Below are 13,399 nucleotides of genomic sequence, written 5' to 3'. Positions count from 1 at the left end.
TGAAATACACATCATCGCGTCACGAGGTCGCCCCATGAGTTCCCGACTGGATTACTACAGCGCGTCGCCCAAAGCGATGAAAGCGATGATTGCCATGGAAGCCTTGACCAGCAACCTCAGCATCGAGTCAGCCTTGTTGCACTTGATCAAGATCCGCGCCTCGCAACTCAACGGCTGCGCCTTTTGCACCGACATGCATTCGGTGGACGCACGTCGTCTGGGCGAGACCGATCGGCGCTTGTATTCGATCGTCGTGTGGCGCGACAGCGGCTTTTTCAACCCTCGAGAGCGGGCTGCGCTGGCCTGGACCGAAGCGGTGACACTGCTCTCCGAAAGCCACGTGCCGGATGACGTTTTCGTACTGGCGAGGGAGCAATTCAGCGAAGCGGAGCTCGTCGATTTAACGATTGCCGTGACCACCATCAACAGCTGGAATCGCCTGGCGGTGAGTTTTCGGCAAACCCCTGGCGGCTGAATCGATTATCCGCACCGGGTGTCACATCAGGTTCATACACGCTGCGCAGGATGAGGTTTTCAAGGATAGATCGACAGGGAGTCAAAGATGTCATTGATGGAATCCACCTATGCGGCCGGCATCGACCCGGTACTGGCGCAGTCCTTCCGGGTGAGCGCTCGTTGCGGGTGCTTCATGCAAGCCGCTCGCAGCCTCAATATCAAATCCACGCAGTTGCGCAAACATCTCGCGCAGCTTGAGTCGCAATTGCAATGTTCACTGTTCAATCACCAGGACAATGGCCTGGCCCTGAGTCGTGAAGGCCTGGCGCTTCAGGCGCAACTGATCGCGATGGCCCATGAGCGCGATGCGCCGGTGATCGAGCAACCGCTGATTCGCCTGGCAGTGGCGGAGTCGATCCTGCATGACATCCTCGGTCGTGACCTGGTCGCCTTGTTGCGCCGCAACGCCAGCGTGCGCCTGGACATCATCACCCTCGACAGTGAGCTGAGCCTGCAAGCGATCAGCGCCGATGTGGTGCTGTGGCTGGCCGGCACGGATTCGCCGCTGCCGGGGCCTAGTTTTGCGGTTAGTGAGCCGCAACGTCTGGCGCGTCTGGAGTATCTGCCGCACATCGCCAAACGCTATTCGCGGGTCGCGGCGCGGCCGGACAGCCTCGATGATCTGGCCGACTTCATGCTCGTGCAGTGGCAGCATGACCGTCAGGTCGAGAGTTTTCGGCCGTGGAACACCGTGGTGGATCAGCGACTGGCCGGCGTGGTGCAGTTGCATTCCTATGAGCTGATGCTGGAGATGATACGCTGCAGTGCCTGCATCGGGTTGTTGCCGCGCTACATCAGCCAGTTCGACCGCGGTTTGATTGCGTTGCCTGAACTGTTCGAGCAGCCGATGCAGCGTCAGGTCTGGATGGCGGTGAATGCCGACACTCAAGGTCAGGCCGATGTGAAGATGATCGTCGAGCTGATCCATAACACCTTCAACGAGCGCCGGGAGTGGTTCGAGAGCTGACCAAGGTCAAAAATGTGGGATCCATGCCTGAAGAATGCGTTGTAGAGTAAGCGGCCATGTCTGCATCAAGGATGAATCACCCATGCCTGCCACCGAACCGGTCATCACCCTCGAACGTTTCAGCGAAGCCCACATCGAGGGCGTCACCGCGCTCTACAACGACCCGGCCATTACCCGTCAGGTCCTGCAAATGCCGTTTCAATCCACCGAGATCTGGCGCCAGCGCCTGGCCTCGGATAACGAACGGCTGGTGAAACTGGTCGCGCTGCATCAAGGCACGGTCATCGGCAACATTGGCCTGGAACAGTTTTCGCGGATCCGCCGCAGCCATGCCGGCAGTATTGGCATGGGCGTCGCGGTGGCGTGGCAGGGAAAAGGCGTGGGTTCGAAGCTGTTGGCGGCGGTGCTGGACATCGCCGACAACTGGATGAACCTGCGACGGGTCGAGCTTTCGGTGTACGCCGACAACGAAGCGGCCATCGGCCTGTACCGAAAGTTCGGATTCGAAACCGAAGGCCTGTTCCGCGACTACGCCGTGCGTGATGGCCGATTGGTCGACACCCTGAGCATGGCGCGTCTGCGTCGCACACCTGTCGCCGATTGACTCAGTCGCCCAGTGCAAACGCCACCGCCGCCTGCGCATGCAGCTCGGTGGTGTCGAGCAGGGGCAGGGCGCTGTGTTCGGGTTTGATCAGCATGCCGATCTCCGTGCAACCGAGGATAATCGCCTGGGCACCGCGCTGGGTCAGCGATTCGATCACTTGCTGATAGACCTTGCGCGATGTTTCGCTGATCACCCCGACGCACAACTCGTCGTAGATGATCCTGTGCACGGCGTTGCGCTCCTCGGCCTCCGGCACCAGCACGGTCAAGCCCATCGCGCTCAGACGGTCCTTGAGAAAATCCTGTTCCATGGTGAACGCGGTCCCCAGCAACCCGACCTTCAGCGCACCGGCATCGACCGCTGCCTCACCGGTCGGGTCGGCGATGTGCAGGAACGGAACAGTGATCGCGGCCTGAATCTGCCCGGCCACCTTGTGCATGGTGTTAGTACACAGCACCACACACTCGGCGCCGCCAGCCTCAAGCCGTTGCGCCGCGTCCACCAGAATCGCCGCCGCATCGTCCCAGCGCCCGGCATGCTGGGCCTGTTCGACAGGCCCGAAGTCGACGCTGTACATTAGCAACTGCGCCGAACGCAACGGCCCGAGCCGGTCACGAACCTGCTGGTTGATGAGGCGATAATATTCGGCGCTGGACTCCCAGCTCATGCCGCCGATAAGGCCGATGGTGCGCATGCGGTGCTCCCTGTGAATGGCTAACCTTGCGAGAGTATCCCGTGGATCTTGACGGTCATCTATCAGGAAATTTCACATGCCCGGCGTGCTGAGCCAGTACGTGCTGGGCGCTAGAGCTTGCCTGCAACTGTTGCCCCGTGCGGCCTACAGCGTTCGTGATCCGGCGCAGTCGTTGACCCTGGGCGTGACGCTTGAGCGCCAGCAAGGCGTACACGCCATTGATTCAGACTTGCGGGTGGATTTCGATACTTTGCCCGGTGTGCTGGCGTTCACGCCGGTGGGCGTCGAGGTGTTTTCCGAATCGGCGAGCGGTGGTGAATACCTGTTGATGCGCCTGGATGAGCCGTTTGCGGATGAGATGCTGCCAGCCGTCCGCCAGCGTGTTCAGTCACCCGGTGATCGACGGGCGCTGACGTTCGCCCGCGAGATCCGACGCCTGTTGCTCACCCCTCAACCGGATCTGATGGCGCTTGAGCAAGCCGCCTTGAGCCTGATTGACCGGGCGCCGGTGACGACCCGGTCCAGACTGCACGCCAAAGCGTTCGCCCCGGTACTGGATCAGATCGCCGAGCAGTTCCATGAGCCGCTGACGCTGGACCAGTTGGCCGCGACTTACGGGCACAACGAACTGCGTTTTCTGCGCGACTTCACTCGGCTCATGGGCCTGACACCGCATGCGTATCTCGTTGAGGTGCGCCTGCAAGCCGCCCGACGGATGATCGAACACACGGACCTGCCGTTGGCCAGCATCGCCCTGGACAGCGGTTTCGCCCATCAGTCGCACATGGGCAGCATTTTTCGCAAACACCTGGCCATGACCCCCCGCCAATACCGCTCGCGCTTTTAGTCGTACGTGGACGGCCTGCATCTGCCATGCTCAATGTCCGCAGCACCGCTCCAACCAAAGGAACACCGCAATGGACGACGTACAACAACTGGGCGAAATGCTTCGCCACTACGCAGAAAGCGAAGCGCACAAAAAGCAGACGTTCGAGTCGCAATCGGCGCTGTGGGCAACGCGTATCGGTGAGCTGTTCGATCAGATCCAGCAGTGGCTGGAACCGGTCCAGGCGCCGCATCTGCTGGAAGTGAGCCGCGAGGCGTATGTGGCTTCGGGGCCGAGCGTGCCGGCGGAAACGTCGCCGTTCAAGACCGAGAAACTGTCCATTGTGATAGCCGGGAAACCGGTGGAGTTCGTGCCGGACGTGATGGGCGCTGGCGGTCAGATTTCCCTGGCGGTGATGGGGCTGACGGCCGCGCGCTATGGCAGCGTTTCGCTGGTGTGCCTGCCGCCGTCGACCAGCTGGCAGTGGCGCAAGACCAATGGCCTGAAAGACCCGGACACGTTTGCATTTGATGCGAATTTTCTGGCGCAGCAGTTGCAGGGCCTGATCCCGCGTGATCGCGGCCAGGTCCTCCCGGACTGAACTAAACCCCCTTGCAGGAGCCGAGCTCGGCTCCTGCATTGGATAGGGTGTGGGTCAGATTTTGAGGTTGCCCCAGCCGGGCTTGGCCTCTTCTGGCGCTACCGCCTTCACCTTCTTCCCCGTGGCCGACTCCACTCGCCGCGCCACTTCGGGATCATCCGCAAACGGAATCAGACTGGCATCCTCCAGGCTCTGCGCCGTCTCTCGCTTCAGGCAATACTCAACCCCCAGCCAAAGCCCCAGCACCGCCATCACATTCAATAACATTTCAAACATTCCAGGCTCCTTGCCTCAGGCAATCTGTGCGTCACGTTCAGCCATCGCCACGTCCGCAACGCGCACGGTGCGCCAGGTGTTGTAGGCCATCAGCAGCATGCCGCTGAGGAAGAACACCCCGCCGGTAAAGCGCACCACAAACCCCGGATGACTGGCCTGCAAGGCTTCGACGAACGAATACGTCAGCGTGCCGTCGTCGTTGATCGCGCGCCACATCAGGCCCTGGGTAATGCCGTTGACCCACATCGAGGCGATGTACAACACGGTGCCGATGGTCGCCAGCCAGAAGTGTGCATTGATCAGGCCGATGCTGTGCATCTGCTCGCGGCCAAAGACTTTCGGAACCATGTGGTAGACCGCACCGAAGGTAATCATCGCCACCCAGCCGAGCGCCCCGGCGTGAACGTGGCCGATGGTCCAGTCGGTGTAATGGGAGAGGGCGTTGACGGTCTTGATCGCCATCATCGGACCCTCGAAGGTCGACATGCCGTAGAAGGCCAGGGACAACACCAGAAAGCGCAGGATCGGGTCTGTGCGCAATTTATGCCAGGCGCCCGAGAGGGTCATCATGCCGTTGATCATCCCGCCCCAGCTTGGCGCCAGCAGGATCAGCGACATCGCCATGCCCAGCGACTGTGCCCAGTCCGGCAGCGCGGTGTAGTGCAGGTGGTGCGGACCGGCCCAGATGTACAGGGTAATCAACGCCCAGAAATGCACGATGGACAGGCGATAGGAATACACCGGGCGCCCGACCTGTTTCGGCACGAAGTAATACATCATCCCGAGGAATCCGGTGGTCAGGAAAAAGCCAACGGCGTTGTGGCCATACCACCACTGCACCATGGCGTCGGTCGCCCCGGAATACACCGGATAAGACTTGAACCAGTCCACCGGGATCGACAGGTGATTGACCACATGCAGCATCGCGATCACCACGATGAACGCGCCGAAGAACCAGTTACCGACGTAAATGTGTTTGGTCTTGCGCTGTACCACGGTGGTGAAGAACACGACCGCGTAAGCGACCCAGACCACCGTCATCCATACCGCGCCGGTGAACTCGATCTCGGCGTATTCCTTGGTGGTGGTGTAGCCCAGCGGCAGGGTGACCAGCATGGTCACGATCACCGATTGCCAACCCCAGAAGGTAAACGCGGCGAGGGTGTCGGAGTGCAACCGCACCTGGCAGGTGCGCTGCACCGCGTAGTAACTGGCGGCGAACTGCGCGCTGCCGGCAAAGCCGAAAATCACCAGGCTGGTGTGCAGCGGACGCAAGCGACCGAAGGTGGTCCACGGCAGGTCGAGATTCATCTCGGGCCATACCAGTTGCGAGGCGATCCACACCCCCATCGCCATCCCCACGACACCCCAGACGATGGTTGCCACGATGAATTGGCGGACAACCTTATAGTTATAGGCCTGTCCGATTGTTGCTGTGCTCATGGTCAATGCTTCCACGGTTGCAAAGTCTTGTACTGTAGAAACCCCGTCGGAAACAAAACAGACTCAGGAAAACTTCATTTATACGGATCAGATTCGAGATAGCCCTGCGGTGATCTGCCACAGGCTGATACGGTTTTTTAACGCCAGGTAGAATCTGTAACGCGCTGCGCCGCAGGTCCATAGACCCTCCTCACAATCACCGCCAACCCCCGTAGGCCGCCGACGAGCACGGGTGTGTTTTTGCTTGGGGCAGTGATGGCAATTTGGTAGAGTCCGCGGCTTGTCAGGGAGCAAGTGAAGAAAGGAGTCTGGTGTGAGTGCGGGCAAAAAGATTTTAGGGCTGATATCGCTAATGCTGATGCTGGCCCTGTGGGCCAGTTACGTTTATGTGTTCAAGGACAACCGTGAAGGGCTGTTGGGCGGCGCCTTCGACAGCACGGCCTGGTGCGGCACGCCACCGGCCAGTGATAGTGCTGCGCTGGGCAAGGATCAACTGACCCTGCGGATCACCAACAACCTGCGCGGCGAGTTCATGCTCAGCGGCGCCATCGTGGTTTCCGAACGCACGTTCAACCGCTACGACCTGGCCCGCAACGAGCTGCGCCTGCGTCTGGAACCCTTGCAATGGTCGTACGGTGTCACGCCAATTTTCCTCGAACAGGTCAAGGTCCAGCCACTGACGCATAACCTGTCATCGCTGAACAAGAGCGCCTATGCCGAACTCGAACCGCGCCCCATTGGCGTTCAGGGGCGGGCGGCGGACTTCCCGTTCGACACTTACCGCTACGGCTACAAACCAGTGTTGTATTACCTCAAGGGTAACGATCGCATCGACCTCAAGTTCAAGCACATCACCACCAGCTTGGAGATGTCGAACACCTTCACACCGATCCAGAAGTACAACCGTGCGGAGTACATCAACGAGAAAAACTCGCTGGCGCGTGAGGAAGACTACAAACCTTATGCAACCAATGAGTGTGCGTTCAGTGTCGAGCGCAAGGGCTCGTTCAAGATGATCGTCTTGATGTTGCTGCTGGTGATCGGCTTGCCGTTGCTGCATGTGTTTTATCGCGACGAGCCGGGTATCGACTTTCTGGCGACGCTGGTCAGCATCGGGGCGATTCGGGTGTTGCTGGTGGGGCCGCTGAATGACTTCCAGTTGTACAAAGTCGACTTTCTGTTTGTCGGAGTGATTTTACTGGTGGGCACGGTGTCGTTGATCAAGGCGATGCGGGCTAACAGTCGGCGGGAATTGGCGTTGAAGAGTGGTTCTTCGTGGTAGGAAGAGGGAGGTCTGCAAGGACTGGCACATAACCTGTGGCGGGGGAGCAAGCGCCCTCGCCACAGAGTGTCCGGCTCCCATTCGTTGGGAGCCATTTACTTCAACGCCGGATCACCCATGTTCATTTTCTTCCAGCCCTGCAGCAGCACTTGCGCTTTCGGTTCCTGCCCGTTGTCCAGGTAATACTGGATCAACGACAGCCGTGCATTGCGGTTGGCCGGCTGCACTTTCAGCAAGCGCTCCAACACTTCGCAGGCCTCTTCAACCTTGCCGCTGTCATGCAACGCCACGGCCAGCACGTAGCCGTATTGAGCGTTTTGCGGTTCCAGTTGCGCGGCTTTGCGCAGCGCCGACATGGCCTGGTCCGATTTGCCGGCACGCACCAGTGACAAGCCTTGGGTGTGTTGCAGCAGCGCGGCGTCCGGGTGGTCTTTTAGCCCTTGGGCCAGCAGCGCCTGTGCTTCCTGGCTGCGGCCATTGGCTTCGAGCCATTGCACCAGCGTCACCAGTGCCGGGTAGAAATCCGGATCGCGCCTGAGCGCCGTGCGCAGGTAAGGTTCGACCTGGTCATTGCGTCCGCTGGCTTGGTAGAGCATCGCCAGGTTGAGGTTGGCTTCGGCGCGTTCCAGCAGGTTTTTCTGTGCTGCTTCGTACTCGGCAATCGCCGCATTCCAGTTAGCCTGGGCAGCGCCCAAACCATTGCGTGCGGCTCCCAGCAGGTCCCGGGCAGAAGCAATACGCACGGCCATCACCGGGTCTGTCAGCAACGGCGTCAACAGCGGTGCCCGCTCAGGTGGCGGCAGGAACGCGCTGATGGCGCGCACGGCACTTTCACGCACTTGAGGCGCCGGGTTGCTCAGGTCCTTGGTGGCCAGCTTCAACGCCTGTTCACTGGGGTACAACGGCAACTCGGCGAGCAGGGTGGCCCGTTGAATCGCCGGCAAGTTGCTGCGTTGCAGTTGTTCATACAGGGCTTGCGCCGCGCCGGGCTGGCCGTTGCGAATCAGCCACAGGCTTTCGTCATATCGCGGGGCCTGTGCGGTCGGTGCGCTGTTCCACAGTTTGAATTGTTCGGTGACTTTGTCGCCATCCTTGCCCTGGTGGCAGGTGAGGCAGGCGTCCGGGGTGCCGAGTTTTTTCGCCCGCTCCGGGTTGGGAATGCTGAAACTGTGGTCATGCCGGAAGTCATTGCCCATGTAGAATTTGCCGGGCATGTGGCAATCCACGCACTGCGAACCCGGCTGGCCCATGATGTGGCGGGTGTGTTCGATGGCGTCGTAGTTTTTTGCTTGCAGGCCTTTGCCGTCGACGCCTTCCACCGGCGTTTTACCGGCGGTGTTGTGGCATTGCAGGCAAACACCGTTGCCCGGCGTCTTGAGTTCGGTGCTGTGCGGGTTGTGGCAGTTGCTGCAACGTACGCCCTTGTCGAACATTTTGCTTTGGGCAAAGGAGCCGTGTTCAAACACCTCGTCCTTGATCTTGCCGTCCAGCGCATACAATTCGCGGGTCAGGGGGCTCGGCAGGTAGTCATCCATCAGGCGTTTGCCGACAGTGTAGCCATCGCTCAGCGGTGCCCGGCGCGAATGGCAGCGGGCGCAGGTTTCGATCTCGACGGTGGCGTTCTTGTCCTTGAGGTCGACGGCAAAACCGGCATGAATCAAATCACCTTTTTTCGCCGTCCATTCCAGGTGATTGGAGGCCGGGCCGTGACAGGCCTGGCAGCCGACGCCGAGGCTGTTCCATTGGCTGTCGAAGGTGTTTTTCGCGGCATCGAAATTGCGCTTGTAGCCAGTGGTATGGCACTCGACGCACATGAAGTTGGCATTCTGGCTCGGTTTGCTCCAGTGCAGCGGGTTCTTGAAATTCACACCCTGGCCCGGATAGAGGTGGAACCAGCGGTTTTTCTCGGTATCCCAGGCCACGCCCAGGGGTTGCAAGCGACCTTCGCCCACTTCGATCAGGTATTGCTGCAACGGCGCGATGCCGAAGGTATAGGCCACCTTGAAGTCGGCGTTCTTGCCATCGATACCCGGCGTGTTGACCCAGAAGCCGTCGTCCTTGCGCGAAAAAACGGTGGTTTCGTTTTCTGCTTTGAAGGTGACGTTATTGAAGTCGCCCAGCATCGTCTCGGCAGTGGCTGCCTGCATCGCCAATTGGTGATGGGAGCCTTTCCAGTCCTTGACCTGTTCGCTGTGGCAGCCTTGGCATTGTTGCTCATCGACCATCTTCGCCGGCGCCATCGCAACCGGTTGCGGTTTGGCCGGTTGAGCGACTGGGGCAGTGAAGGGCGCGGGTTTCAGCGGTGCCGGTGTGCTGCTCAATAGAAACCAGCCGATGCCGATGACCGCCAACAGTAATGCACCGATGGTCACGGGAAAAAGATAGCGGTTAATCAGGTTCGGTGGTGAATCAGGGGTGGGGTTTGTTGCTTTGTTTTTATGTTTCGGCATTGCGACTTCCGTAGTCCAGGTGCGATTGCCTTGAGGCGTGCGATCTAGCTGAGTGCAGCTTTGCCGGATGCCGGGCGTCTGTCAATTGACGGTTGCGAGGGAGTCCGCAGCGTTAGATGAAATGTGTGCTTTTTTTGAGTTTTTTATCGCGAAATGCCTTGACTCCAGTCGCCTTTGCACTAGGGTGTTCGCCCTTCAAAACAGGAGTTCAAGCATGAAGCTTGCGTTAATGATGAGCACGTTGTGCATCGCCACAATCGCGGTGACAGGGTGTGCGAGCAAGGTCGTCGAGCCTGAGCAGTATTCCGGTTTCCTCAAGGATTACAGCCAGCTCCAGGAAGCCAAGTCGCCGTCCGGCGCGACAGTGATGCGTTGGGTCGATCCTGCGCTGGATGTCAGCAAATTCACCAGTGTCTATGTCGAACCGACCCAGCTCTACCCGGCTCCCCAGCCTACGGTGAAAATCCCCCAGGCCACGCTGAGCGGGATCACCGGTTATTACGACCAGGCACTCAAGCGTGAACTGGCCAAGTCGCTGCCATTGGCCGCCGGTCCTGGCCCGGGTGTGATCGTGGTGCGTGCCGCCATTACCGCGGTCAGCAGCAAGACCGAAGGCTTGAAACCTTACGAAGTGATCCCGATTGCGTTGGTTGCCGCAGCCGTGAGCACCGCCAGCGGTATTCGTGATCAGGAAACAGACCTGGCCACCGAAGCGGCATTCATCGACGGCGCCAGCAATAAAGTCATCGCTCAGGTCGTGCGCAAGGGCACCGGCAAGTCGCTGGAAAACGACGCGCAGGTGATGAAGGTGGATGACGTCAAAGGCGTGATGGATGGCTGGGCGTCGGATTTGAATCAGTCGTATTTGAAGATCAAATCCAAGTGACGTGCTGAGGTTGATGGCTTCTTCGCGAGCAGGTTCACTCCCACACTGGATCTGTGTACGCCACAAATCCCCTGCAGGAGTGAGCCTGCTTGCGATGGCTACCTGAACGGCAGCGCCCATACCCTCGGGTCTTACATCCCATCGCCAACAAACCAGCGGTAATACGGGTTCCCGCCATCGCCCATCATCACTTCTCGAATATCCCTGGCCCAGGCATCCCGATCACCGTCATACGCGTGCAGACTCGCCCGATAGAACTGCATCAGGCGTTGCTGATGGGTGTTCATGCGTTCGATGAACCCATCGTCGGCATTTAGCAAGGGTATCGGTTGACGCAAGTCCAACAAGGCCGGCAGCACGCGGCTGATTTCCTTGGCGCGCACCCACGGAGCGTACTCGATCCTCGGCTGATCATCGGTCACCGGCAGCGCATCGTCGGCAAACCGTTCCAGCCCGGCGTGGTCGGTCACCCACGTGGCGAGCAATGCTGCGGCTGAACCGACGCCCACATCCTGCATCGTGCTGCGCACGGTTTCCTGCTGGAAGCGCTGGCTGATTTTCGCTGCGTCCAGCTCGATAGGCTCCAGGGAACCCACCAGTAACATCTCGTGGAACTCGCTGGTCCACAGCGTGGCGTAGGGGAAAACGTCGAGGAAGCTGCGCACCAGCGAGCGCGAATCGTCGATGTTCTGGGTCGGCAATGGCAGCCATTGCGCGACCAGGCCTTTCTTCTCCAGCCGGCTGGCGGCCAATTGGTAGAAATCGCGCGAATACAGATTCACCACGCCGGCGGCGGAGGGCGGTGGGGGTTCGAGGGTGATCAAGTCGTAGTTTTGTGGGCTGCGCAGCAATTCCTGGCGACCGTCACGCAAGCGGACATCCACCGTCGGGTCGGCGGCGGCATTGAAGTTGCCTTTGAACAAAGGCGCGGCTTTGACCACCGACGGCAGCAATTCGGCGACGACGCGATGTTCCAGGCCCGGATAGCGGGTCAGGGCGCCGGCGGTAATGCCGGTGCCGAAACCGATCACCAGCGCCGAGCGCGGTTCGCCGTTATGGATCAGCAGCGGCAGCAGCGCCTGAATCCGCATGTAACGCAGCGATGGCATGGCGTCGCCGGTGTTGGACACGCCCTGGATATACAGGCGCTGAAACGTCTTTTGACCCTTGCCCTGCGTGACCACGGCCACGGTGCCGCCGCGTCCTTCTTGATAAAATGCCAACGTACCGTTGCGGGCACCGGGCAGAAGGCTGGCCAGTTTGTCGACCGGAGTGAGCACCGCCACGACCACCGACAACAGGCCGAGGGCGACCACAGCCTGGCGTCGACCTTTCTTGACGTGATGCCCTTTACGCACCGCGAGGTAACCGATCCCGGCAGCGATAATCGCCAGCAGGCCCAAGGTGTGCACCAGTCCCAGCAGCGGGATCAGCAGGAACCCGCAGAGCATTACGCCGACAATCCCGCCCAGCGTGTTGAACGCAACAACGGCCCCGACATCCTTGCCGATGTGGTCATGGCCCACGCTCAAACGCAACGCCAGCGGAAACGCCGCGCCCAGCAACACGGTCGGAACGAACACGATGCTCAACGCCGCCACGGCGAACCGTGCGCTCATGCCCATCAACTCGCTGGCGCCCATGGCCAACACAGCAATTTCGGCCTGGGATTGCACATACACCAGCCAGCGCCCGAGAAAGGCCACTTCCAGCAACGCGATCAGGCCGGCGCCGGCAATCAGCAAGCCAAATACGCCCCAGGGATCGCGAATGCGATCCACCCGACGGGCCAGCAGTGCGCTGCCGAGGAACAAACCGGTGAGGTAGGTCGCCAGCACCACGGCAAACGCATAGGTACGGGTGCTCATGAATTGCACGATGGATTGCGACCAGACCACTTCATAGCCCAGCGCCACGCCGCCAGCGATGGAATACAGCCACAGCGCCAGGCGATCCGGGGCTTTTGCCACGCGGTGTTTGACCGGGACCTCCACCGGCGCCGGGCGATGGCGCTGAAACCACAGCGCCCCCGCGGCGGCCAACAGGTTCAGCATCGCAGCGGCCAAGGCACTGCCGCGCACGCCCAGGGTGGCGATCAACACGAAGGCCGCGAGGAGGGTGCCGGCAATCGCGCCCGCGGTGTTGGCGGCATACAGTTGGCCGCCAGCCTTGCCCAGGTGTTGCGGCTCACTGGCCAATGAACGAACCAGCACCGGTAGCGTGCCCCCCATCAACAGCGCAGGAATACCCACCAGCGCAAACGGCAAGACCCAGGCGGCCAGCCCCACGTGCTGTTCCAGCCAGGCGAATGGACTGGCCGCCAGGCTCATCGCAAAGGTCGCACCGACGCCCAGCACCGCCACCAACACTTCCAGCCCCGCATACAGCAACACCGGTTGCTGCAAGCGATCAGCCCAGCGCCCGAACAGCAATCCACCCAAGGCCAGCCCGGCAAAAAAAGCGCTGATGCCCGTGGTGATCGCATACACCTCGACGCCCACCACCAGCGACAACTGCTTGATCCACAGCACCTGGTACACCAGCGCAGCCGCACCCGAAACGAACAGCAGCAGGGCGGGAATCAACAGGGCCGGGGAGGCGACGATGTGCGGGGCTGGTAGGGCCGATGACTTGCTGGCGACACGTGAGGACATTGCGGGTTGCCTTGTGCAATTTCTGAAATTTCCAACGATAAACACAGCATCTGTAGCCGCTGCCGAAGGTTGTGTCCGGCTGCGAAGCAGTCGTCAACCAGACAGCCCGGTGTGTCAGATAGACCGAGGGGGCGAGAACTTCGTCCTCGAACGCAGCCTTCGGCAGCTGCTACAGGGTGATGTGTTCACTCAAAATAAGT

General features: G+C 60.4%; 12 protein-coding genes. 7 read left to right on the top strand and 5 right to left on the bottom strand.

What is annotated here, in order from left to right; all coding sequences use genetic code 11:
• Positions 1-34 precede the first annotated feature (34 nt).
• The 3 genes from J2X66_RS12610 (at position 35) to J2X66_RS12600 (ending at position 2,087) form a co-directional block, all read left to right on the top strand.
• The gene (locus tag J2X66_RS12610) at positions 35-475 is read left to right on the top strand and encodes a carboxymuconolactone decarboxylase family protein (RefSeq protein ID WP_310264695.1); all 441 of its coding nucleotides are present in this window, start codon (positions 35-37) and stop codon (positions 473-475) included.
• 87 nt (positions 476-562) lie between these two features.
• Complete coding sequence (locus J2X66_RS12605) at positions 563-1,483, top strand: LysR family transcriptional regulator (RefSeq protein WP_310264693.1); 921 nt, start codon at positions 563-565, stop codon at positions 1,481-1,483.
• An 82-nt stretch (positions 1,484-1,565) separates the two neighbouring features.
• The gene (locus tag J2X66_RS12600; protein ID WP_310264691.1) at positions 1,566-2,087 is read left to right on the top strand and encodes a GNAT family N-acetyltransferase; all 522 of its coding nucleotides are present in this window, start codon (positions 1,566-1,568) and stop codon (positions 2,085-2,087) included.
• A gap of 1 nt (position 2,088) precedes the next feature.
• On the opposite strand, the gene J2X66_RS12595 is transcribed toward J2X66_RS12600, so the two are convergent.
• Complete coding sequence (locus J2X66_RS12595; RefSeq protein ID WP_310264688.1) at positions 2,089-2,781, bottom strand: aspartate/glutamate racemase family protein; 693 nt, start codon at positions 2,779-2,781, stop codon at positions 2,089-2,091.
• 76 nt (positions 2,782-2,857) lie between these two features.
• Between J2X66_RS12595 and J2X66_RS12590 the strand changes: the two genes are divergently transcribed.
• Complete coding sequence (locus tag J2X66_RS12590; RefSeq protein ID WP_310264686.1) at positions 2,858-3,628, top strand: AraC family transcriptional regulator; 771 nt, start codon at positions 2,858-2,860, stop codon at positions 3,626-3,628.
• A 70-nt stretch (positions 3,629-3,698) separates the two neighbouring features.
• Positions 3,699-4,208: a hypothetical protein gene (locus J2X66_RS12585; RefSeq protein WP_310264683.1), complete on the top strand. Its 510-nt coding sequence runs from the start codon at positions 3,699-3,701 to the stop codon at positions 4,206-4,208.
• A gap of 54 nt (positions 4,209-4,262) precedes the next feature.
• Here J2X66_RS12585 and J2X66_RS12580 read toward each other — a convergent pair whose 3' ends face one another.
• Both J2X66_RS12580 and ccoN read right to left on the bottom strand, forming a co-directional pair.
• Positions 4,263-4,484: a cbb3-type cytochrome c oxidase subunit 3 gene (locus J2X66_RS12580; RefSeq protein ID WP_310264681.1), complete on the bottom strand. Its 222-nt coding sequence runs from the start codon at positions 4,482-4,484 to the stop codon at positions 4,263-4,265.
• A 15-nt stretch (positions 4,485-4,499) separates the two neighbouring features.
• Positions 4,500-5,927: a cytochrome-c oxidase, cbb3-type subunit I gene (gene ccoN / locus J2X66_RS12575; protein WP_310264679.1), complete on the bottom strand. Its 1,428-nt coding sequence runs from the start codon at positions 5,925-5,927 to the stop codon at positions 4,500-4,502.
• Between the two features lie 313 nt (positions 5,928-6,240).
• Here ccoN and J2X66_RS12570 point away from each other — a divergent pair, with 313 nt between their 5' ends.
• Positions 6,241-7,209: a hypothetical protein gene (locus J2X66_RS12570; protein ID WP_310264676.1), complete on the top strand. Its 969-nt coding sequence runs from the start codon at positions 6,241-6,243 to the stop codon at positions 7,207-7,209.
• A 95-nt stretch (positions 7,210-7,304) separates the two neighbouring features.
• Here the strand turns inward: J2X66_RS12570 and J2X66_RS12565 are convergent, their stop codons facing one another.
• Complete coding sequence (locus J2X66_RS12565) at positions 7,305-9,659, bottom strand: tetratricopeptide repeat protein (RefSeq protein ID WP_310264674.1); 2,355 nt, start codon at positions 9,657-9,659, stop codon at positions 7,305-7,307.
• A gap of 214 nt (positions 9,660-9,873) precedes the next feature.
• Between J2X66_RS12565 and J2X66_RS12560 the strand changes: the two genes are divergently transcribed.
• Complete coding sequence (locus J2X66_RS12560) at positions 9,874-10,545, top strand: DUF3313 domain-containing protein (RefSeq protein ID WP_310264672.1); 672 nt, start codon at positions 9,874-9,876, stop codon at positions 10,543-10,545.
• A 131-nt stretch (positions 10,546-10,676) separates the two neighbouring features.
• On the opposite strand, the gene J2X66_RS12555 is transcribed toward J2X66_RS12560, so the two are convergent.
• Positions 10,677-13,199, bottom strand: coding sequence for a fused MFS/spermidine synthase (locus J2X66_RS12555; RefSeq protein WP_310264670.1), 2,523 nt, complete (start codon positions 13,197-13,199; stop codon positions 10,677-10,679).
• Positions 13,200-13,399 lie beyond the last annotated feature (200 nt).

It is taken from the genome of Pseudomonas sp. 3296 (assembly GCF_031456615.1).
GTDB classification, from domain to species: domain Bacteria; phylum Pseudomonadota; class Gammaproteobacteria; order Pseudomonadales; family Pseudomonadaceae; genus Aquipseudomonas; species Aquipseudomonas mucoides.
The sequence above is the reverse complement of the archived record's forward strand: the minus strand, read 5'-3'. Positions and strand labels throughout refer to the sequence as shown.